Source organism: Frankia alni ACN14a, assembly GCF_000058485.1.
Classification (GTDB): Bacteria; Actinomycetota; Actinomycetes; order Frankiales; family Frankiaceae; genus Frankia; species Frankia alni.
Genome location: NC_008278.1, coordinates 173,758 through 193,130, shown reverse-complemented (window position 1 = coordinate 193,130; position 19,373 = coordinate 173,758). Strand labels below are relative to the sequence as shown.

General features: G+C 69.5%; 18 protein-coding genes and 2 tRNA genes. 4 read left to right on the top strand and 16 right to left on the bottom strand.

Annotated elements, in window-relative coordinates; all coding sequences use genetic code 11:
- Positions 1 to 26: 26 nt before the first annotated feature.
- The 12 genes from FRAAL_RS00905 to FRAAL_RS00850 all read right to left on the bottom strand — a co-directional run bounded on the left by FRAAL_RS00905 (position 27) and on the right by FRAAL_RS00850 (position 11,594).
- A complete protein-coding gene (locus FRAAL_RS00905; protein WP_011601456.1) occupies positions 27 to 1,196 on the bottom strand; it encodes an acyl-CoA dehydrogenase family protein in 1,170 nt (389 codons plus the stop codon).
- Positions 1,193 to 2,371 (bottom strand): acyl-CoA dehydrogenase family protein, encoded by a 1,179-nt coding sequence (locus FRAAL_RS00900; RefSeq protein ID WP_011601455.1) that lies wholly within the window; start codon positions 2,369 to 2,371, stop codon positions 1,193 to 1,195. Before FRAAL_RS00900 ends, FRAAL_RS00905 begins: the two co-directional genes overlap by 4 nt.
- A gap of 27 nt (positions 2,372 to 2,398) precedes the next feature.
- Entirely contained in the window at positions 2,399 to 3,178 is a 780-nt protein-coding gene (locus FRAAL_RS00895; protein WP_011601454.1) for an aspartate/glutamate racemase family protein, read from the bottom strand.
- 83 nt (positions 3,179 to 3,261) lie between these two features.
- Positions 3,262 to 4,017: an SDR family NAD(P)-dependent oxidoreductase gene (locus tag FRAAL_RS00890; protein ID WP_197537236.1), complete on the bottom strand. Its 756-nt coding sequence runs from the start codon at positions 4,015 to 4,017 to the stop codon at positions 3,262 to 3,264.
- Positions 4,014 to 4,790 carry an enoyl-CoA hydratase/isomerase family protein gene (locus FRAAL_RS00885; protein ID WP_011601452.1) on the bottom strand — a complete coding sequence of 259 codons (777 nt, stop codon included), beginning with the start codon at positions 4,788 to 4,790 and terminating at the stop codon, positions 4,014 to 4,016. Before FRAAL_RS00885 ends, FRAAL_RS00890 begins: the two co-directional genes overlap by 4 nt.
- Before the next feature lie 34 nt (positions 4,791 to 4,824).
- Positions 4,825 to 5,580, bottom strand: a complete 756-nt coding sequence (locus FRAAL_RS00880; protein WP_011601451.1) for an SDR family oxidoreductase — start codon at positions 5,578 to 5,580, stop codon at positions 4,825 to 4,827.
- Positions 5,577 to 6,047, bottom strand: coding sequence for a Zn-ribbon domain-containing OB-fold protein (locus tag FRAAL_RS00875; protein ID WP_197537235.1), 471 nt, complete (start codon positions 6,045 to 6,047; stop codon positions 5,577 to 5,579). Before FRAAL_RS00875 ends, FRAAL_RS00880 begins: the two co-directional genes overlap by 4 nt.
- A complete protein-coding gene (locus FRAAL_RS00870; protein ID WP_011601449.1) occupies positions 6,047 to 7,210 on the bottom strand; it encodes a thiolase family protein in 1,164 nt (387 codons plus the stop codon). Before FRAAL_RS00870 ends, FRAAL_RS00875 begins: the two co-directional genes overlap by 1 nt.
- Positions 7,211 to 7,250: 40 nt before the next feature.
- Positions 7,251 to 8,966: an AMP-binding protein gene (locus FRAAL_RS00865; RefSeq protein WP_011601448.1), complete on the bottom strand. Its 1,716-nt coding sequence runs from the start codon at positions 8,964 to 8,966 to the stop codon at positions 7,251 to 7,253.
- Between the two features lie 398 nt (positions 8,967 to 9,364).
- A complete protein-coding gene (locus tag FRAAL_RS00860) occupies positions 9,365 to 9,955 on the bottom strand; it encodes a TetR/AcrR family transcriptional regulator (protein ID WP_011601446.1) in 591 nt (196 codons plus the stop codon).
- The gene (locus FRAAL_RS30105) at positions 9,952 to 10,446 is read right to left on the bottom strand and encodes a nuclear transport factor 2 family protein (RefSeq protein WP_157891942.1); all 495 of its coding nucleotides are present in this window, start codon (positions 10,444 to 10,446) and stop codon (positions 9,952 to 9,954) included. The genes FRAAL_RS00860 and FRAAL_RS30105 overlap by 4 nt, the downstream gene beginning before the upstream one ends.
- Positions 10,446 to 11,594: an NADH:flavin oxidoreductase/NADH oxidase gene (locus tag FRAAL_RS00850; RefSeq protein ID WP_011601444.1), complete on the bottom strand. Its 1,149-nt coding sequence runs from the start codon at positions 11,592 to 11,594 to the stop codon at positions 10,446 to 10,448. The genes FRAAL_RS30105 and FRAAL_RS00850 overlap by 1 nt, the downstream gene beginning before the upstream one ends.
- A gap of 133 nt (positions 11,595 to 11,727) precedes the next feature.
- Between FRAAL_RS00850 and FRAAL_RS30100 the strand changes: the two genes are divergently transcribed.
- Entirely contained in the window at positions 11,728 to 12,318 is a 591-nt protein-coding gene (locus FRAAL_RS30100) for a PaaI family thioesterase (RefSeq protein ID WP_050996959.1), read from the top strand.
- A 24-nt stretch (positions 12,319 to 12,342) separates the two neighbouring features.
- On the opposite strand, the gene FRAAL_RS00840 is transcribed toward FRAAL_RS30100, so the two are convergent.
- Positions 12,343 to 13,122 (bottom strand): enoyl-CoA hydratase-related protein, encoded by a 780-nt coding sequence (locus tag FRAAL_RS00840; RefSeq protein ID WP_041940029.1) that lies wholly within the window; start codon positions 13,120 to 13,122, stop codon positions 12,343 to 12,345.
- Between the two features lie 4 nt (positions 13,123 to 13,126).
- Positions 13,127 to 14,041: an NADP-dependent oxidoreductase gene (locus FRAAL_RS00835; RefSeq protein ID WP_162137446.1), complete on the bottom strand. Its 915-nt coding sequence runs from the start codon at positions 14,039 to 14,041 to the stop codon at positions 13,127 to 13,129.
- Between the two features lie 415 nt (positions 14,042 to 14,456).
- Here FRAAL_RS00835 and FRAAL_RS32600 point away from each other — a divergent pair, with 415 nt between their 5' ends.
- Positions 14,457 to 14,600 (top strand): hypothetical protein, encoded by a 144-nt coding sequence (locus tag FRAAL_RS32600; protein ID WP_011601439.1) that lies wholly within the window; start codon positions 14,457 to 14,459, stop codon positions 14,598 to 14,600.
- Positions 14,601 to 14,942: 342 nt separating this feature from the next.
- On the opposite strand, the gene FRAAL_RS00830 is transcribed toward FRAAL_RS32600, so the two are convergent.
- Positions 14,943 to 15,016 (bottom strand) — tRNA-Phe (locus tag FRAAL_RS00830).
- Between the two features lie 51 nt (positions 15,017 to 15,067).
- A tRNA-Asp gene (locus tag FRAAL_RS00825) sits at positions 15,068 to 15,142 on the bottom strand.
- A 640-nt stretch (positions 15,143 to 15,782) separates the two neighbouring features.
- On the opposite strand from FRAAL_RS00825, the gene FRAAL_RS00820 reads away from it, so the two are divergent.
- Together FRAAL_RS00820 and FRAAL_RS00815 are read left to right on the top strand one after the other, a co-directional pair.
- Complete coding sequence (locus tag FRAAL_RS00820) at positions 15,783 to 17,507, top strand: FadR/GntR family transcriptional regulator (protein ID WP_050996957.1); 1,725 nt, start codon at positions 15,783 to 15,785, stop codon at positions 17,505 to 17,507.
- Positions 17,508 to 17,863: 356 nt separating this feature from the next.
- A complete protein-coding gene (locus tag FRAAL_RS00815) occupies positions 17,864 to 19,372 on the top strand; it encodes an MFS transporter (RefSeq protein WP_011601437.1) in 1,509 nt (502 codons plus the stop codon).
- Position 19,373: the final 1 nt, after the last annotated feature.

Genomic DNA, 19,373 nt, shown 5'->3' with positions numbered 1-19,373 from the left:
AGGGTCCGGTCACGGACGGACGGCCATCAGCGCCGGCGCGACCAGTTGTGGATGTTGTTGCGCTGGATCGCCGACGAGCCACCGATGATCGGCATCAGGAGGGCATCGCGGACGTAGCGCTCCACATCGAAGTCGGCGACATACCCGTACGCGCCGAGGATCGTCTGGGCGTCGAGCACGACCTGCCGGCAGGTCTCGGTGACGAAGAGCTTCGCCATGGACGTCTGCACGCCACACACGTCGTTCCGGTCGGCCAACTCGGCCGCATCGTCGAGAACCAGGCGCGACGCGTAGAGCTGGACCCGCATGTTCGCCAAGGTGTGCGCGACCGACTGGTGCTTCAGGATCGGCACACCGAACTGCTCGCGTTGCTCGGCGTAGGCCAGCGCGTCCTCGTACGCGGCGATCCCCAGGCCCAGCGCCATGGCCGCGACCTCGAGCTTCTCGACGTCGAGACCGGTCCCAGTGATCATCGACCAACCGCGGTTCCACCCGTCCTCACCCCCCATCAGCAGGTCGGCCGGCACTCGCACGTCGTCGAAGACGACATCGGTCGTCTGGCTGCCCTTGATGCCCATCGCGTCGATCGGCGTGATGGTCACGCCCTCGGCGTCGGGCGGGACGAGGACCAGGCTCAGGTTGCGGTACCTCGCTCCGCCGGGGTCGGAGTTGGCCAGCGTGTAGATGTAGTCGCTGAGGCCGGCGCCGGTGCAGAAGCGTTTGGCACCGTTGATGACCAGCTCGTCACCGTCGCGCCGCACCGTGGTTCTCACACTCGCCAGGTCGGCCCCGACATCCGGCTCCGTCCAGCCGTAGGCGAACAGCATGCGCCCGGCCGCGATCTCCGGCAGCCACTGCGCCTTCTGTTCCTTCGAGGCGCAGTCGACGACCGTCATCCCGGCGTAGCAGGCGGCCATGATGTACGGGATGGCCACGGCCATGCTCCGCTTCGACAGCTCCTCGATCACCATCAGCGTCGCGTGGATGTCGCGACCGACACCGCCGTGCTCCTCCGGGATGGCCAGGCCCATCACGCCCAGCTCGGCCAACTCGTCGAGGACGGGGCGCGGGAAATGCGCCGCCTTGTCCCACCCCGCGGCGTCGGAACGCGACATCTTCTCGGACACGAACCGGCGCACGACGGAACGGAGCTCGAGCGCGTCCTCGGTGAGGTAGCGGTTGGTTTCGATGCTCATCGTCCCGCGCCAGCGGCCTTGTAGGTCTCGCGGGCGATGATCACCTTCATGATCTCGCTGGTGCCCGCGCCGATCTCGTGGTGCTTGGCGTCGCGGTAGAGCCGCGCGGCGGGGTACTCCTCCATCAGGCCGTAGCCGCCGAGGATCTGGACCACCTCCCGCGAAGCCTCGACCGCCACCTGCGAGCTGTAGAGCTTGAGGATCGCCGAGGATCTGGTGAGCTCCTCGCCCCGCTCCAGCTCGCGGATGAGGTGATAGAACATCACGCGGGACATCTCCACACCGGTCGCGATCCGGGCGATCTTGTCCTGGGTGAGCTGGTAGGACGAGAGCTGTTCGCCGAACACCGTCCGCTGGCCGGAGTACTCCACCGCCAGCTCCAGGCAGGCCTGGGCTATGCCGGTGTTGGACGCCCCCTCGAACACCCGCTCCAGGTCGAGGCCCTCGAGCATGTAGTAGAAGCCCATGTCGACCTCGCCGAGTACCTGGTCCCACGAGACCCGCACGTTGTCCAGAAAGACCTCGGCGGTCGGCGAACTCCGCAGCGAAAGCTTGTCGAAGGGCTGGCCCACCGACAGGCCAGGGGTGTCCTTCTCGACAAAGAACGCGGTGCCACCCCGGGCTCGGCGGTTCTCGCCGCTGGTCCGGGCGAACACCAGGAAGACGTCCGCGATCGGAGCGTTGGTGATGAAAGTCTTGGAGCCGTCGATGACCCACTCGTCCCCGTCGAGCCGGGCTGTCGTCCTGGGACTGAGCGCGTCCGAACCGCCGTGCGGCTCGGTCAGGCAGATGGACGCCGACGACGTTCCCGCGATGAGCGGCACGAGGTACTTGCGCTTCTGTCCCTCGGTGCCTCGTTTGATCAGGTGGCGCGCGATCAGGCTCATGTTCACGAAGAGCGTGGCATCGAGGCCGGCATCCACCCGCGCCGTCTCCTCGGCCACGATGGCCCGGGTCATCAGGCTTCCGCCGCCACCGCCGTACTCCTCCGGAGCGAAGCAGCCGAGCAGCCCCTGGTCCCCCATCAGCTTGAGCAGCTCGGCCGGCGGCCGTCCCGCGCGTTCCATGTCGGGCACGATCGGCCGGACGTGCGTGTCCATGAATCGGCGCACCACCGTCTGGAACTCGCGCTCCTCCTCGGTCAGCAGCGAGTGGGCAACGGAAGCGTTCACCATCTTCTTCTCCTCTGGTTGAACCCGCGCTCAGAGCCCGAACAGGGCGCGGACGCGATCGGTGTCGGCCTCGGCGAGCCGCTGGGTGTAGCCCGTGCGACTGGTCGGGGGAAGGCCGCCCTTCTGGGTCAGCTCGACGCGCAGCTCGAGTGTCTTGAGCCCGACGCTGAGGGTCTCGAAGACCGGGATTCCGCCGTCGATGCTGTGCAGACCCGCGGCCGCCGCCATCGTGCTCAGACCGGCCGAGCCGATGACGATGGCACCGGCGCCCCGGTCGACGAGCTTCCCGGCCTGGCGGCGAATGTCCTCCACCACGAAGTCCGGATTGCCGAAGCCTTCGGTGAACGCCTTCGCCGACGGCGTCTCGATCCGTTCGACGCCGACGCACCGGTCAAGCAGACCGTTGCGGGCGATCAGGCTGTGACAGGTCTCCGCCCAGGCGCGGTCCTCGACCGTCACCACGCCGAACCGGTAGGCGTAGGAGCTCGCGAGATGGAGCGTCGCCTCCCAGGGGCCGACGACCGGGATGTCGACCAGGGTGCGCGCCTCGGTGATGCCCGGGTCCCCGCTGCACGCGACCATCGCGCCGTCGACCCCGCTGCGACCGGCATCCAGGATGTTGTGGATCACGTCGACGGCGTTCAGCAGGTACGGGTAGCCGAAGACGGTGTCGGAGGCGCGCCTGAGCCTGGCCCAGCGGTGAACGATCTCGGTCTCCGGACGCTTCACGCGGTTGAAGACCTCGGTGACCATCTCGGTGTACGGCTCGGATCCACGCTCGGCGTTGATGTGTACGACGGCAAGTCGCATCTCGCATCTCCCTGAAATAAAATCAAGCGCCCGTTCGATATTGTGATGAACGCAGGTCCCGGGGTCAAGAGCCGTGCACCAGCTCAGCGCAGGGCGCCGACCGAAAGCCCGCCGCAGACCGTCAGGGTCTGCCCTGTGATGTAGGCCGACTCGGGCGAGACCAGGAAGGAGACGGCCGCCGCGATCTCCTCGGGGTGGCCCGCCCGGCCCACCGGGATCTGGGCCACCTGGGCCGCCTGGAACTCCGCCGGCGTGCCCAGGAACATTCCGGTGGCGATCACGCCGGGCTCGATGCAGTTGACCGTGACCCCGTGGCGGGCCAGCTCGACCGCGGCCGACCGGGTCAGGCCTTCGATCCCGCCCTTGGCCGAGCTGTAGCTGATCCCGGCGACGACCCCACGCGCTGCCACCGAGCTCGTGTTCACGATCCGGCCGAAGCCCGCGGCCTTCATCCCGGGCCCGAAGGCACGCACCGTGTGCATCGTCGCGAACAGGTGCGTCCGCAGCACGAGCTCGAAGTCGGCGTCGGACAGCTTGGACAGGACCGAGTTACGCACCGCACCGGCCAGGTTCACGAGCGCGGCCACCGGTCGGCCGAACGCCGCCGCAGCCTCGTCCCTGAGCTCGTCGACCCGCGCCGGGTCGCTGATGTCAGCGACCGCCACGACGGCCCGACCGCCGACCGAGGTGATGGACTCCGCCACCGCCCGCGCACCCTCCGGGACGATGTCGACGACCACCACGCTCCAGCCGTCGTCGGCCAGGCGCCGGGACACCGCAGCGCCGAGACCTCCACCGCCCCCCGTGACGACGGCGACGTCCCCGTCCACAGTCCTCACCGTCGCTCGTACGCGGGAGCGCGGCGCTCGAGGAAGGCGGCGATGCCCTCACGGTGGTCGGCGGTCTCGAACAGAGCGGCAAAGATCTCAACCTCGCGTCGATGTCCCTCGTCGAGCGAATGCCGCAGGCGGTAGTTGGCCGACCGCTTCGCCGCTTCGACGGCCAACGGCCCCGCGGAGTTGATCCGGGCGGCGACGTCGAGCGCGGCCTCGACGGCCTTCCCTTCGTCGCACACCTGGTCGACGAGGCCGATCCGCGCAGCCTCGGTGGCCGTCAACCGGTCGCCGGTGAACAGCAGCCGCTTCGCCGTGCCGACGGGAAGGGCTGAAAACAGCATCTGCGTTCCACCCGCGCCGGGGATCAGGCCGAGTTGCACCTCGGTGACACCGATCTTCGCCTGCTCGTCGGCAATGGCGAAGTCACAGGACAGCAGGAGCTCCAGACCGCCCCCGAGGGCGTGCCCGTTGACCGCCGCGATCACCGGGACCCGAAGATCGAACAGGGCGTTCTGCATGCGCTGCACCCGCAGTGCCATGTCGGCCGCGCCCCGGCGGTCGATCTCGGTGAAGTACCGGATGTCGCCACCGGCAACGAAACACCGTCCCGCCCCGGTCAGAATCATCGACCGGGCTGTGGTGTCCTCCTCGACCTCGCGCGCCGCTCGCTCGATGTCCGCCGCGACGTCGGGATGGAGGGCGTTCACCGGCGGGTTGTCGATGGTGACGACACGCGTGGCGCCGACCCGCTCGAGCCGGACATGCTGGTAGCTCATCAGGAGCCTCTTTCCGCACAGAGAGGGCGCCGGGTCAGACCATCCGACGGACGACGGACATGGGCAGGACCTTCAGGCCGGCGGCGAACGCCGTCCAGGGCCAGCGCGGCACGCAGGCGTCACGGACCTCTCGCTGGATGGCGTCGACCATCGCCGTGCAGCCGACGTCCGCGTCCATCAGCAGCGGGTGGCGTCGCCCGGACCTGCTCTGCATCTCCGAGTCGATGTAGCCCGGCCGGATCGTCGAGACCGTGATGGGAAGCCCCTTGGCCCGGACATCCCCGCGGATGCCCTCGGCGAGGTGGGTGAGTGCCACCTTCGAGGCGGCGTACACGTTCATCGGTCCGGGCATGCCTCGGGCGGCCACCACCGAGGAGATCACCACGAGCTGGCCGCGGCCCTGCCGGTACAGGATGCGCATGGCGGCCTCGCACTGGGCGATGCCGCCTACGAAGTTGGTCAGAGCGGTGTCGCGGTTGCCGCGCAAGTGCCCCGCCCCGACCGCCGAGCCCTTCCCCAGCCCGGCGTTGACGACGATCCGGTCCAGGTGCCCGAGGTGCTGCGCCGCGGCTTCGAACGCCTCGAAGACGGCGTCGTGGTCGTTGACGTCCAGGGCGTAGGTCACGACGGTCCGGCCCGGGTGCTCCGTCACGACGGCGGTACGGAGCTCGTTCAGCCGGTCGAGGCGGCGAGCCGTGATCGCGAGGTCAGCACCGCGCGCGGCGAAGATCCGCGCCATGCCGGCGCCCAGGCCAGCGCTGGCCCCGGTGATGAGCACGCTCTCACTCATGACAGCTTGCCCGCCCGGGTGAAGACCGGGACGACACGGCCGGCCCGCTCGGCGAAGTCCAGCTCCAGGCGGTCCCCGATGGCCAGGCCCTCGACGTCACCCACGACGTTGGACATCATGATCGGCCCCTCGTCGAAGCGGACCAGGGCCACGACGTACGGTGCGTAGTCGGCGAACGGGCCGCTGCCGCGGTGCACCACGCTGAAGGACTCGAGGACCGCGCCGCCAGCCGGCCGACGCCACTCGAGCTCCGAGGTGGGAGCCCAGCAGTGCGAGCAGAGGCTACGCGGGTAGAACTGCCAGGCGTCGCAGGCCGTGCAGTGCTGGAGCCAGAACTCCCCGCGCGAGCAGCCGTCCCAGAAGGTGGCCTCCACGTCGCTGGACGGGTCGACCTTCCGCACCGCGTCGGCCCCCACCCCGTCAGCCCCCACCCCGTCAGCCCTCACCGCGTCGGCGCCGTCGTTCATCACGAACTCCCCAGGATCAGGAAACCGTTGTTCGCCAGCCAGCTCCCCTGTCCGTGCACGAGCCCGAGCCCGGCATCCCGCACCTGCCTCGGCCCCGCCTCACCGCGAAGCTGGGTGACCGCCTCGACGACCGAGTCGAGGGCGGCGCCCATGCCGGGATGGCGGAAGGCCAGCGTGCCGCCGTGGGTGTTCATCGGCAGGCGGCCACCGATCTCGATGGCACCGTCCTCGACGAAGGCGCCGCCCTCGCCCGGACCGCAGAATCCGATCGACTCCAGCAGGATCAGGGGCACGATCGTGGCCGGATCGTAGAACTGCACGAAGTCGACGTCCGTCAGCTCCGCGTCCGCCTGTCGCAGGGCGAGGTCCGCGGCCCGGCGGATGTGCGCGAAGTGGACCAGACTCGGCGCCTGGGACAGGCTCATGAACGCACTCGCCTCGCCGTACCCCAGCAGCGCCACCGAGCGGCGGTCGACCCGCTCGCGGGTCACGACGAAGCCCTGCGCCCCACCGGTGGAGATCAGGGCGAGCATCGACCGCGTCAGCGGCGTCGACACCAGGACATCGTCGACGACGGATCGCACGGTCAGCTCGCCCGACACCTCGGTGTGTGGGTTGAGCAGGCCGTGCTTGCGGATGCTGACCGCGACCCGGGCGAGCTGCTCCATGCTGGTGCCGTAGTCGTGGACGTGCCGGGCGGCCATGAGCGCGAAAGCCGTCGGGATCAGCGGACCGAACGGTCGCTCGTAGCTGGCGTCGAAACTCTTCATATAGAGGTCGATCGCCCCCTCGAGGCCGAGCGTGGTGGCGAAGGTGTCGGCCGACAGCACGAGCACGTTGGTGGCGAGTCCGGCGCGAACGGCCGAGCGGGCGAGGTGCAGGACGTCGGTGGCCGGGCGACCGCCGTAGGGGGCCATCGCCGTATAGGCGGCCCCGAGGCCCAGATACTCGGCGACCTCGGCGGGATTACGTTCGAACGGCTGCGGGATCGAGGAGGAGAGCACCAGGCCGTCGATGGCCGCTCGGTCGAGGCCCGCGTCGGCGACGGCATCGGCGGCGGCCGCGGCGAGCAGATTCAGGTACGCCGGGGCCGGCCGGCCGCGGCCGACGATCTCCTGAGCCGATCCGGAGATGTAGACCGGCGGGCCCTGGTTCGCACTCATCCGTCCGCCCACCGGCGGGCGCCTGGCAGCGAGCGGGCGGTCATGCCTGCTCCTCGCGCAGTACGTCGGCGAGTTCCCTGCGCAGCACGAACTTCTGGACCTTTCCTGAGGGCGTGCGAGGGAGCTGGTCCACCAGGACCAGACGCTGCGGCCAGAACGGCTTCGCCATGCCGGCCGCGTCGAGGAAGCGGGCGACGTTCTCCAGTGTGAGCGAGGAGCCGGACGGGCGCGGAACGACCATGGCGCAGACCCGCTCGCCGAGCCGCTCGTCGGGGTAGGCGACGACCGCGACCTCCTGGACCTCCGGGTGCTTGTAGAGCGCGCTCTCGATCTCGACCGCGGAGATGTTCTGGCCACCTCGAATGATGATGTCCTTGCTTCTCCCCGCGATCCGGATCGCGCCGTCCGGAAGGACCTTGCCGAGGTCTCCGGTGTCGTACCACCCATCCGCGGTGAACGCATCCAGGGTGAGATCCTCCCGGCCGAAATAGCCGGCGAACACCCCGGGCCCGCGTACCTGCAGATTGCCGATCGTCCCCGCGGGAACCGGCGCCAGGTCGTCGTCCACCACCCGGGTCTCCTGCCAGGGCACCGGGTAGCCGTCGCTCGCGTCGAGCACGTCCAGCGCGGCACCGAGGTGGTGGATGCTGGCGATCCCGGTCTCGGAGCACCCCCACAGGGGGACCAGGCTCGTCGAGAAGATCTGGTCCATGTCGACCGCGACGCCGGGCGGGATCGAGGCACCGCCGCAGGCGAAGGCCCGAAGTTTGCTGGCGAGCGGCCGGGGGCGGTGCTTCTGCGCGTCGACCATGTCGAGTGCGAAGGTGGTGGCCGAGAGCGTCCAGGTGAGCCCTTCGGTCTCCAGCAGGTCCAGCATCTGGTCGACGTCCCACTGGTCCTGGTAGACGACCTTCTGCCCCAGGGAGAGGGGGACGAGCATGCCGTGGATGAATCCGGTCAGATGCCCCAGGGTCGATGCCATGAACGCAATATCGTCGGACTTCAGATCCAGGGCGTTCACAATGACGTTGCGATAGCCGGACCATGCGGTGTTGAAGGTGTGCAGGGCCGCCTTGGGCTTGCCTGTCGTGCCGGAGGTGAATACCAGCATCGCGAGGTCGTCGGCTCCCGGACGCAGCGAATCGAGTGTCGCGCCGAGCGCCGGATCTAACTCCCGCCGAGGCTCAATAAAATGGCGCGCGAAGTGCAGTTCGCTGCTGACGGCATCGTCGGCGTTGATGAAGTACACGTGCTCCAGCGACGCGATCTCGCGGTGGAGGCGAGCCCCCATCTCCGCGAAGTCGTATCCGCGGAAGTGCTGGGGCGCGACATACACCGCGCTCCCCGCCTCCTCGAGCATGTGCCGCACCTCGTGCTCCCGATAGATGATCGGGATCGGGTTGGGAACCGCACCGACGCGCATGGTGGCGAGCGCCAGTGCCGGGCCTTCCCAGCCGTTCGCGACCTGGATCGACACCACCTTCCCCGGGCCGGTGCCGATGTCAAGTAACGCCGCGGCGAACCGGTCGACATAGGCACGCAGCTGGCCATAGGTCACGGTCTCCGGCAGCAGGCGGCCCTTGGCGTAGGAGACGACGGCGGCCTTGTCCGGAGTGCTGTCGGCGTGATCGAGAAAGTCGTCCAGGAAGGTCCGATGACGCCACTGTCCCTCAGCCCGGAAAAGCTGGACCTCGGCCGGATCGAACAAACGCATCCCCGCGGCCAGCCGGGTTCCCTTGAGCTGCTTGCGCTTCATCGCCGTCTCCTTGATCGTGCGGCGCCTGTGGTCGGTCTCACTATTCGAGCGTACGCTTGATTCATTACAGTACTGTCACTCGCCACGCGTGGTCAACGGGGACGGCGGACGCCGGTGCGGCCGATCCGGCGCTGGGGCCAGCGCGGGGACGCGCTCCAGCCGCCCGCGCCCGAGCGGCGCCCGCGGCTGTTGAGGTACAGAAGGTGATCGCGCTGACCAGGTGGCTGGTGTTGGAAGCGGCCGGTGCGTCTCCGCGACCGCCCTGGCGCGGCGATCAGAGACCAGCCCGGACAACTACCGGGTGGTCAGGACGACGAATGTGTCGGTAACGCCGGTGCTTCGACCTCGAGATGCGCGCCGGGGCTACGCCGCACACCGTCGGCGGCGCGTCAGCCAGCTCATTTCAGGCCGACCATGCGGCGCGTCAGTTCAAGGAAGTCCATGGTCAGCACTTCGAGCCCGAAGGGGCCGGCAGGGTCATACCAGCTGGAAATCGCGGTCAGCGAGGACAGGATGGCGTTCCGCGTGATCCGAGGGTGGGTGAGATCGAAGATCCCGGCAGCAGCGCCGTCCTGAAGGATCTCGGCGAGGATCAGATCGAACCGATCCCGCCGTTGCAGGTAAGACTCCTGTCGATCATGCGTGAGCGACCGGACCTCGATGCTCGCGATGAATGTCTCCTCACGTCGGACGACGTGCCACCGGACGAGGGTGCGAACGTAGGCCTCGAGTCGAGAGACGGGCTCCGTCAGGCCTTCGAGGTTCTGCTCGAGGTCCAGGAGGATCTCATCGAGCAGGTCGACCAGGAGACGGTGCAGAAAATCTTCCTTGCTGGAGAAGTAGTAGTACAGCGACCCCGGCTTGAGACCGGCCGCCTCAGCGAGCTGTCGCGTGTTCATAGCTTCAAAGCCGTGGCGGTACAGCAGACTCACACCAGCGGCACGCACCCGCTTCCAGGTCTCGTCACGGTTGGACCCTGCGATTCTCACGGGTCTGCCTTCCTCCCCATCCCTTGCGATGCCGGGTGCCGGACGGCCACCTCGATTCCACCCGTGACCAGCCACCTGCGCACGATACGACGAAGAATCTTCCATTCACCGTCGACGAGCCGGTATTCGTCATCGTACGTGGCCGCCACGAGGCTCGGCCGGCCGTCATGGTCGACGCAGATCGCAAAGGAGTCGCTGACCCCGGTCGCCGAGTCGGGGCCCGACCGGGTCACCACCTGGTTCGTGGTCCAGTGGTGCGTCGAGGCGTACGCCGCGCGCACGAAGTCCAGAGCGGTGGCGAGCTCGGTGTGACCGGAGAAGCGCCCGGATCGCCGGCCGATGACGTACTCGCCTCGGCTGTGCCAAATCGACAGGAACGTCTCCTGGTCAGCCCGGTCGACGCCGTGACAGTAACGGGCGCCGAGTTCGACGCACTTCGCCCGCACCCAGAGCTCCTCCAGCCGGTCGACCAACTCCTCCGGACTACTCATCACCGCCCACCCGCCGGCCGCTCACCACGCGCGAGACGGTCCAACTGCCGTTGCCGCTTGGCCAGCCAGGATCTGCTCTGGATCGGCAGGAGGTCGAAGCGATCGGCGAAATCGTACTGGCCGAGCTGTTCGCGCGCGTGCACCGGCCAGCTGGGATTCGCGAGCGCCTCACGGCCGAGTGCGACGAGGTCGGCGTGCCCGTCCCGCACGATGGCGTCCGCCTGCGCTGGTTCGGTCACCAGACCCACCGCGACCGTCGGCACGCCGGCGCGGGCCCGTATCTCGCCGGCCCAACCGACCTGGTAGCCGGGTCGGATCCCGTGGGTGTAACTGCCTCCGTAGCCTCCCGAGGAGCAGTCGACCGCGTCAACCCCGAGTGCCCTCAGGCGCCGGGCGAACTCGACGGTCTGCTCGATGTCGATGCCGTCGGTGCCGTTGTCGACGGCTGCGACGCGGACCAGCAACGGCTTGCCGTCCGGCCAGGCGGCCCGCACGGCGTCGACGACCTGAAGAGGGAACCGCATCCGACCCTCGAGGGAGCCGCCGTAGTTGTCTTCACGCGTGTTGCTCAGTGGCGAGAGGAAGGAGTGCAAGAGATACCCGTGGGCCATATGCAGCTCGATGGCGTCCGCACCGACCCGGTGCGCACGCTCGGCGGCGGAGCGCCAGAGATCGAGCTGCGCCGCGAGCTCCTCGGACCGCAGCGCCACGGGGCGCTGCCACCCCTCGAGGTACGGCGCGTCCGTAACCGACCGAATCTCCCACCGGCCCGACGCCGGCCGGTCCGGCTCCGACGCCCACGGCGGGAGCGTAGCCGCCTTCGGGCCGGCGTGGGCGAGCTGGATCCCGAAGCGCGCGCCCGCCCCGCGCACACAGTCGGCGATCCGGCGCAACGGGTCGATCTGGTCGTCGCTCCATAGCCCGAGGTCACCGTAGGTCAGCCGCCCATCAGCGGTTACCGCGGTGGCCTCGGCCATGACGAGACCGAATCCACCCAGCGCGAACCGCCCCAGGTGGACCAGGTGGTAGTCGTTCGCGAGCCCGTCGGTGGCGGAGTACTGACACATCGGAGAGAGGACCGTGCGGTTGCGCAGGGTGACCTCGCGCAAGGTGAACTCGTCGAAGAGTCGTGCCCCGGTATGGCTCATCGGACATCCCTCCGGGCTAGATTCGATCGAGCGCTCGTTAGGTACCGTAGGCCACGTCCAGATGTCGCGTCAATAGATCAGCACATGTCGTTCAGCCCACCAACCGTTCTTTGTGATGGAAAGGATTCATGCCATGGTCGCAAGCGCCCCGACCGCGCTCGAGCGCAGGGCCTACCGAAACGCCGTCGACGCCGCGGTTCGCATACTCGATCGACTTGCGGTGATCGAGCCCGACGCCGACACGCTGAGAAAATGCGAGAGAGCCCTGACGCAGGTGGAGGATGCCCTGCGATCGCTGCCAACTCTGCCTGAGGACGTGGAAGCACCCGCGCATGCGCCCGGAAACCCTCGTTTCAACCCCGCGGAGCGCGGTCTCGTCCCGGCATTCGCCATCGACGCCGGGGATACTGGGCAGCTGGTCGGACGCGTTCAGTTCAGCCCTCGGTTCGGCGGCACCGCATCCGTTCACGGCGGTGCGCTCAGCCTCTTCTTCGACGACGCGCTCGGAATGGTCGCCAACGGATCCGTGACCGGCGGCGTAGCCCGCACCGCCTTCCTCCGAATCGACTACCGGAGCTTGGCTCCGTTGGATGTCGAGCTCCACTGCCGGGTCTGGATCGAGGCCGTGGATGGCCGCAAGCGCTTCATCCGCGGCGAACTGTGCCACGGTGACAGGCTGGTCGCCGAGGCAGAAGGCCTGTGGGTCGCCCCGCGTACGCGCTGATCTCAGCCGACCGGGGCAACAGCATCACGCAGAGTAGTTCGGGATCCGTTGTTCGAGCGTGGCCCGGCGCGCCTCCACCGAATCAGGATGACCCGAAAGCTCCCGGGTGAGGCCCTGTTCAAAGGTGTAGCCGGGCTGAAGATCCAGGAGCTCGATGGCGTTCAAGCTGCGCTTGGCCATCCGGATCGCGGCCGAGCTGTGCCGGACGATGCGGCCTGCGTGCTCGCGAGCCCGAGCGACCACCACTTCCGGCGAGGTCACCTCGAGGACAGCACCCAACGCCTCGAGCCGGCGCACATTGATCGGCTCCCCGGTCAGATACATCCAGCGCAGAATCGGCTCGGGCACCAGGCGGGCGAGGTGACGGGCGCCACCCATGATTCCGACGCCGATCTCCGGAGTACCGAACCGCGCGTTGTCTGCGGCGACCACGAAGTCGCACGAGGCGGCGATCGCGAGGCCGGTGCCCACCGCCGCGCCCTGTACCGCGCCGACCACGGCGACCGGGCAGTCCTGGATGGCAAAGAACGCGGCGCGGACCTCGGCCATCCTCTCGTCGGAGTTCTCCGGGGTCAGCGTCCCGAACTCGTGCAGATCATTACCCGCGGAGAAGTGGCGACCCCGGCCAGCAAGCACGATAGCCTTCGTGCTGGGGACGTAGGTGTCGTGAGACGAGAAAAACGCCTCGATTTCACGATACATGGCCTGCGAGACCGAGTTTACCGGTGGACGCGCGAGCCAGACGGTGGTAATGGCGCCACTGATTTCAATCTCGATATGCTCGAACGCATTCTCGAGAAGCATGCTGTCACCAGTCCTCACGGATGAGGACGACGTTTCGTTGACCATCCTGCTCGAACTCCCTGTGCGCGGCGTGAATGTTCTTCATGGGGAAGATGCTCGTCGTCTCGAGGGTGAGGACGGCCGCGCCCAAGAGCTCGACCAACTCCTCAAGATCGGCGCCGGACTCCTCGGTGACGAGGACGGTGCGGCGCTGCGACCGTCGCGCGAGCACGTCACGCGCGGGCGCACGGTCGGGGACAAGGCAGATGTAGAGGCCGCCGTCGACGAGCGCCGGCGAGAAGTCGGCTCCGGCTGCGTCGATGACCACGTCGACCGAACGGGTCGGCGGCTGGCCGACGTGTGGGGTGAACAGCTCATGGGTCGGCAACTGATCCACCTGTTCCGGGCGACGCACCAGCCCGTGGACCCGCGCACCCCGGTCGAGCAGCAGCTCGACGGCGAGACGACCGACGGAGCCGGCTGCCCCGCAGACGAGGACGGCCGTCCCCGGCCCCGGCTTCGCTCGCTGGACCGCCTGGTAGGCGGTGAGACCGGCGAGGGGGAGTCGGGCCAGCGGGAGCGGATCCACGTTCGCGGGTAGGCGCGCCACGGACGTCCGGGGCAGGCAGACGCGCTCGGACCACGTGCCTACCCCCGTGAGCGCCACGGCCGACATGGCGAGTACCTGTGTGCCTGGGGCCAGGTCAGTCACCTCCGCACCCGTTTCGACGACCGTCCCGGCGAGGTCGTATCCCAGGGTGAAGGGATAGGCCCCCCGCAGTGGCACGACAGCGCCGGTGCGGATCTTGACGTCGGCGGGGTTGATGGACGACGCGATCAACTCGATCTTCACCTCGTCCGGCCGCGGCGTCAGATCCTCGACGGACCGCACGACCAGGGACGTGATCCCACCCGGCGCCTCCACCTGGACCGCGAGCATCTCCATCACCCTCCGCTCGCTATGATGAATCGTGCGCTCGTTAGAATCTACCATCCACGTCGCCTTGATCGAGCTCACCGCCCACGTCCCTCTCACCCACCGCCGGCCGGGGCGTGCGGGCCGCGACCGCCCGGACGACGGTGGCCAGTGCGCAGGTCCCGCAGGTCCCGCAGGTCCCGGTGTTCCACACCGTCGACGTCACCGCGACCATGGAACTGCTCGACCAGCTCCGCGAGCTGCCGGAGTTCGCCGAGCTACGCTCTCCATGCGGCTACGGCGGGCGATCAGTCGAGGTAGATCGGGTCGTCGGGGTCGTCCGGGCCGTCCGGTTTCGTCAGCGCGGCGAGATCAAAGAAGCCGCCGCCGCCGTCGCGGAGCTCTGCGGCGAGTTCGGCCGGGTTCGTGGTAATCAGCGGTGTTCGAACGGCTGGAGATCGTCTACACGACACTATTCGAGCGGGCTCCCGCGCTCGCGCTGGCGGTGCCCGAGGCGGAGCTGACGTACAAGTACCACTCGATCCAGGCGTTAGGTCCGGCTGAGATGCCGATCACCTGGTAGGAGCGCCGGCGGTCGCCAAGTGAGCGCGAGTCCCGGCCCCCCGCCAAAGAGATACACGCGAGGTCCACTCCGCGTCGGCGCACGGAGACCTCGGCTCCCGAACTGCTTTCGTAGCCGTCTACCAGTGCAAACGGCACGATGGCGCCCAGCGGCTGGCCGCACGGACCCGAAGCCTCATGACCTTCCACCCGGAAAGCGGGCGGTCAGCTCCACCGTTTTTGCAGGTCAGCCGGGGTTCGACGTGAACCGCCACCGGGATCGCATGGCGTCGTTGCCACACCCGCTGCCATATAACGATCAAAAGATGATCGAAAAATCCGACATTTCCGCAGGTCAAATGGGTGGGCAGGGGCGGGGTCGAACCGCCGACCTTCCGCTTTTCAGGCGGACGCTCGTACCGACTGAGCTACCTGCCCCGGGTTGTGCGGGATCGTAGGAGCCGAAACGAGCTTCCGGCCATACGAACGCGGTCCCGACGGGATTCGAACCCGCGACCTCCGCCTTGACAGGGCGGCGTGAACTCCAGACTTCACCACGGGACCATGCTCTTACAGCGATCTTCACTTGTCGTCCCGGCGGCCCGCGAGGTGCAGTCCGTCAGGATCTGGAGGTCATGCTACACGACGGCGGGCGGAGCGGAACCGGTGGGGACGGTGGATTCTTGCCCAACGCTCCCGGCACCCAGGCACTCGCCCGACGCTACCCGGACACGACGGGTCGGACGGACGCGGCGGAGGGCCGCCGGACGCGGGCGATCGGCTCCTGGCGCCGGCCGGCACCACACGGACGGGTTCGCCGGGGCGCCCGTTCGGGCCATGACCCCGCCGGGGAGGCCACCCGGCGAGGCGATGGAGTGCCGTCCCTCGCGGGCGGCAGGTCATCCAGCGCCGCCGGCCGTCGACCCCCGGGTCCCTCTCTCCAGCCGCAGGTGGATCCCCTGTTCCTCGGCCGCAGGCGAGGGCGTGGGCACCCCCGTTTGGGCTACCCAACGCGGCCGGCCCGTTCCGCGGGGCACTCCCGGGCGTGTCCCAGCACGCATATCCTTGGACATCCGAGCGTGTACGACGGCAGCCCGGGCGAGATGCCCGTTCCGCTCGCCGGCCCTGCGGACCGGGGCCGGCCCGGTTCGGCAACGCGCCATCCCGTCGCGCCATGCCACATCCCGGGAGGAGGCCGACGGCGATGCCCTCCACGGACAGGCTCGTGGAGTCGGCGCGCGGCCCGGCCATCAGTGTCCGGCATCCCCCGCGAGGCGACGCCCGTGGCAAGCTCGCCGCGCAGGTCGCCTGGCGGATCGAGGACGACATCGTCCGCGCGGGCTGGCCGGTCGGCACGGTCATCGGCTCCGAGCCGACGCTGATCGAGCGTTACAAGGTGAGTCGGGCGGTGTTCCGGGAGGCCGTGCGGATCGTCGAGCACCACCAGGTGGCGACGATGCGCCGGGGGCCGTCCGGCGGGCTCATCGTCCGCGCGCCGGACGAGGTGGCGGTGACGACCGCGCTCGGCGTCTACCTGGAGTACGTCGGTGTCACCATCGAGTCGATCCTGCGGGCGCGGTTCATCATCGAGTCGCTGGCCGCCTCCCTCGCGCCGGCGCGGATCACCGAGGACGGCATCCGCACCCTGCGGGAGATCATCGCCCGGCGGGAGACGGCGGACCCGACCGAGTTCGGCTCCCACCACCAGCTGCACCACGCGATCGCGGCGGCCACCGGCAACCCGGTGCTGGTGCTGTTCGTCGACGTGCTCAACTCGCTGACCTTCCGCTACGCCGCCCACCAGTACGCCACGACCCGCAGCAGCGCCTCACCGGCGCGGCGCGCCCAGGTCGCCGAGGAGGTGCACCGCAACCACGCCGCGATCGCCGAGGCCGTGATCGGCGGCGATGCCGCCCGCGCCCAGCACCTCGCGGCGGTGCACCTGGAGGCCATGTACGAGTGGATGACCACCCCGATCGCCGCCGACGGTCCCGACCGGGCCGGGTCCGAGGGCACGGCCACGAACCGAGACACGGCCACGAACCGAGACACGGCGGCAAACGGACGCGTGGCGACGCAAGGAGGTACAGGCGCGCCTGAAGGCACTGCCACCGGCGAGGGCGGGGCGGCTGGTGAGGGCGGGGCGAGCGTGCGGGCGGGGGGGCGGCGGATCCGACCCGGCGAACCGGGCCTGGGATCGGGTCCGGGTCCGGGCGGGACGATGCCGGCGGGCAAGCTCGCCGAGACGGTCGCGGGGCGCATCCGCGACGACGTGGCCCGCGACGGCATTCCCGTGGGGGTGGTCATCGGCTCGGAGAGCGACCTGCTGGCCCGTTACGGGGTAAGCCGGGCGGTGCTGCGCGAGGCCGTCCGGCTGCTCGAATACCACTCGGTGGCGCAGATGCGTCGCGGTCCCGGTGGCGGCCTGGTCGTCACCGAGCCCGACCCGGCGGCGACCGTCGAGGCGACCGCGCTGTACCTGGAGTACAGCCAGGCCAGCGTCGACGACCTGCGGATCGTGCGCGACGCGCTGGAGCTGAGCTGCGTCGACGTCCTCATCGAACGCCGCGGGCCCGAGCTCACCGCCCGGCTCGAGGAGCTGCTCGTCGCCGACGCCTGCGAGGTGCCCGGCGGCCCCGCCGACGCCGGGCACCACCTGCACATGGAGCTGGCCCGCCTGACCGGCAACGAGGCGCTGGCGTCGTTTGTCCGGGTGCTCACGGCGATCTGGCGGCGGCACGTCGACGGTTCCCGCCCCGCCCCCGCGATCGGCGACGGCGAGGCGGCGGCCGGCGGGTGCGGTCAGGCCGTGCGCGAGGCCCGGACCGCGCACCGGGCGATCATCGACGCCATCATCGCCGGCGACCGCGGGCTCGCCCGGCACCGGATGCGGCGCCACCTGGAAGCCGTCAGCGACTGGTCGCGCTGAGCCCCGGGCTTCTCGGCTGATCCGCACCGGGCGGCCGGCTGGGGTCCCGGGCCACAACCGCCCCCTCAGTCCAGGTCCAGCAGTCCAGGTCCAGCCATGACGATCTTGGTGTTCCGCGGAACCGCGCCACGCGCGCCGTCGGACGCGAGCCCGACCCACCTCCACATCCGGGTCCGGGTCCGGGTCCCAATGGTGGCGGGACTTTGTGACCGACGTTATGGGGCTCGGTGCGTCGCACCGCGAAACGGACCCGGTGAGTCCACGTAGTATGTGGACTCGGCGAGTCCGTTTCCCGCCTCCCTTCCGCCGGTGACGTCGACGCACCGGACCCGCATGCGGAGCACCCAAGGAGCACCATGAGCGTGGTTGAACCGCGCCCGAAGCCCGGGCGCACCCTGACCGTCCTCCTGCTGGCCGCGATGTCGTTCGCCCTGGCGCAGACGACCGTGGCCCCGGCGATCCCGGACATGGCCCGCGAGCTCGACTCCTCCGTCAGCAACGTCACCTGGACGATGAGCGGCTACCTGGTGGCCGCGGCGGTGCTCACGCCGATCATCGGCCGGCTCGGCGACATGTTCGGCAAACGGCGGATGTTGGTGATGTCTCTGGCGATCTTCGCGCTCGGCGGGGTCGTCGCGGCGCTGGCGGCCCAGCTTCCGCTGGTGATCGTCGGGCGGATCCTGCAGGGCGCCGGCGGCGGCATCTTCCCGTTGTGCTTCGGCATCATCCGCGACGAGTTCCCGGTGGAGAAGCGTTCGGTGTCGATCGGGCTGATCTCCGCGGTCACCGGGCTCGGCGGCGGGCTCGGCCTGGTGCTCGGCGGGCTGTTCGTCGACCACGCCACCTACCACTGGATCTTCTGGAGCGGCGCGGCGATGGCCGCTCTGGCCGCCGTCGGTTCCCAGCTGCTGATCCCCGAGTCGCCCACCCGTGTCCCCGGCCGCATCGACGTCGTCGGCACGCTGCTGCTCAGCGTCGGCCTCGCGCTGCCGCTGCTGGCCATCAGCCAGGGCAAGAGCTGGGGTTGGACGAGCCCGACGACCCTCGGCATGATCATCGGTGGCATCGTCGTGCTCGCCGGGCTGCTCGCCTTCGAACGGCGCCAGGCCGAGCCGCTCATCGACGTGGCCATCCTCGCCCGGCGCTCGGTGCTCACCACCAACGTCTCGACCCTGCTGGTCGGGTTCGGGATGTTCGGCGCCTTCCTGCTCATCCCCCAGCTGGCCCAGACCCCGAAGGCCAGCGGCTACGGCTTCGGCGCGAGCGCCACGACCGCCGGCCTGCTGATGGTGCCCGGCGCACTGATGATGCTGGTCACCGGCCCGCTGGCCACGGTCATCAGCCGGCGCTTCGGCGGCCGCGCGGCGCTGTTCACCGGCAGCCTGCTCGCCACGGTCGGGCTGGTCCTGCTCGCCGGCGTCCCCGGTTCGCAGGGCGCGCTGATCGTGGAGTGCATAGTCCTGTTCGGCGGGATCGGGATGGTGTTCGCGGCCATCCCGAACCTCATCGTCGACGCCGTCCCCGCCGCGAAGACCGGTGAGGCCACCGGGGTGAACACCCTGCTGCGCTCAGTGGGCGCGTCGCTGGGCTCACAGATCTGCGCCAGCATCCTCGTCTCCCAGGCGGACGCCACCGGGCTGCCGACCTCCGACGCCTACCAGACGGCGTTCGTGGTCTCGGCGGTCGTCGCCCTCGTCGCCGGCCTCGCCGCGCTCACCCTGCCCGGCCTGCGTCACGGCCGGCACGAGGCACAGCCCACCGAGGTCGCCGCCACCCCGCGGGTCGCGACGATCCCCGCCCAGGGCGCCACAGCCGTCGACGCGGCCCGCGCCAACGCCGTCGCACCCGCCGCCTCCGGCGGCTGAC

Coding starts and splice junctions, on each gene's coding strand:
- FRAAL_RS00840 (WP_041940029.1), bottom strand. CDS start 13,122: ATGCTTCTCGAGAATGCGTTCGAGCATATCGAGATTGAAATCAGTGGC.
- FRAAL_RS00865 (WP_011601448.1), bottom strand. CDS start 8,966: ATGAAGCGCAAGCAGCTCAAGGGAACCCGGCTGGCCGCGGGGATGCGT.
- FRAAL_RS30105 (WP_157891942.1), bottom strand. CDS start 10,446: ATGAGTAGTCCGGAGGAGTTGGTCGACCGGCTGGAGGAGCTCTGGGTG.
- FRAAL_RS00905 (WP_011601456.1), bottom strand. CDS start 1,196: ATGAGCATCGAAACCAACCGCTACCTCACCGAGGACGCGCTCGAGCTC.
- FRAAL_RS00875 (WP_197537235.1), bottom strand. CDS start 6,047: ATGAACGACGGCGCCGACGCGGTGAGGGCTGACGGGGTGGGGGCTGAC.
- FRAAL_RS00815 (WP_011601437.1), top strand. CDS start 17,864: ATGAGCGTGGTTGAACCGCGCCCGAAGCCCGGGCGCACCCTGACCGTC.
- FRAAL_RS00835 (WP_162137446.1), bottom strand. CDS start 14,041: ATGCTCGCGGTCCAGGTGGAGGCGCCGGGTGGGATCACGTCCCTGGTC.
- FRAAL_RS00885 (WP_011601452.1), bottom strand. CDS start 4,790: ATGAGCTACCAGCATGTCCGGCTCGAGCGGGTCGGCGCCACGCGTGTC.
- FRAAL_RS00895 (WP_011601454.1), bottom strand. CDS start 3,178: ATGCGACTTGCCGTCGTACACATCAACGCCGAGCGTGGATCCGAGCCG.
- FRAAL_RS00900 (WP_011601455.1), bottom strand. CDS start 2,371: ATGGTGAACGCTTCCGTTGCCCACTCGCTGCTGACCGAGGAGGAGCGC.
- FRAAL_RS00820 (WP_050996957.1), top strand. CDS start 15,783: ATGCCCTCCACGGACAGGCTCGTGGAGTCGGCGCGCGGCCCGGCCATC.
- FRAAL_RS00870 (WP_011601449.1), bottom strand. CDS start 7,210: ATGAGTGCGAACCAGGGCCCGCCGGTCTACATCTCCGGATCGGCTCAG.
- FRAAL_RS30100 (WP_050996959.1), top strand. CDS start 11,728: ATGGTCGCAAGCGCCCCGACCGCGCTCGAGCGCAGGGCCTACCGAAAC.
- FRAAL_RS00880 (WP_011601451.1), bottom strand. CDS start 5,580: ATGAGTGAGAGCGTGCTCATCACCGGGGCCAGCGCTGGCCTGGGCGCC.
- FRAAL_RS00850 (WP_011601444.1), bottom strand. CDS start 11,594: ATGAGCCATACCGGGGCACGACTCTTCGACGAGTTCACCTTGCGCGAG.